General features: G+C 70.6%; 1 protein-coding gene. It reads left to right on the top strand.

From position 1 onward, the window contains the following. The first annotated feature begins 209 nt into the window (after positions 1-209). Positions 210-800, top strand: coding sequence for a malonic semialdehyde reductase (locus CCN51_RS52270; protein WP_014176753.1), 591 nt, complete (start codon positions 210-212; stop codon positions 798-800). Positions 801-851 lie beyond the last annotated feature (51 nt).

Raw genomic sequence — 851 nt, 5'->3', positions numbered from 1 at the left:
GTGCTCGACGGGTGGCGGGCGACGGCGGCTGTCGGCGGGTGGCGGGCGGCGGCTGTCGGCGGGCTCGGGGGCTGTCCGCAGCGGTCGGCGGGCTCGGGTGCTGTGATTCGGAGCACCCCGCCCGCCATTTAGTTGAACATTAACCTAATCCGCGTATGGTGGGGCTCCGTAAGCACACCCCCACAGCAAGCAGAAGGTTGTTCACGCTCATGTCTCTGGCCCTCGACCCCGCCGCCCAGGACCTCCTCTTCCGCGAGGCCCACACCGCCAACACCTTTACCGACGAGCCGGTGACCGAAGGGCAGGTGCAGGCGATCTACGACCTGATCAAGTACGCCCCCACCGCCTTCAACCAGTCGCCCCTGCGGGTCGTGCTGGTCCGCTCGGCCGAGGCCCGCAAGCGCCTGGTCCCGCATATGTCCGAGGGCAACCAGGCCAAGACCGCCACCGCCCCGCTGGTCGCGATCCTCGCCGCGGACAACGAGTTCCACGAGGAGCTGCCCGCCCTCTTCCCGCACTTCCCGCAGGCCAAGGACGTGTTCTTCAGCGAGCGCGCCGCCCGTGAGCAGGCCGCGGCGCTGAACGCCTCACTCCAGGCCGGCTACTTCATCCTCGGCATCCGCGCCGCCGGTCTGGCCGCCGGCCCGATGACGGGCTTCGACCCGGCCGGTGTGCAGAAGGAATTCCTGGACGACGACCACACCCCGCTGATCATCGTCAACATCGGCAAGCCCGGCGAGGACGCCTCGTTCCCCCGCAGCCCGCGGCTGGCCTACGACCAGGTCGTGACCGCCGTCTGAGACCCCTGCCCCAGGCCCCTGCCCGGGCGGGGGCCTCGGGCAGGGGCCTGG

The organism is Streptomyces milbemycinicus, assembly GCF_002154605.1.
GTDB lineage: Bacteria > Actinomycetota > Actinomycetes > Streptomycetales > Streptomycetaceae > Streptomyces > Streptomyces milbemycinicus.
This window is presented reverse-complemented; position numbering and strand designations above follow the sequence as displayed.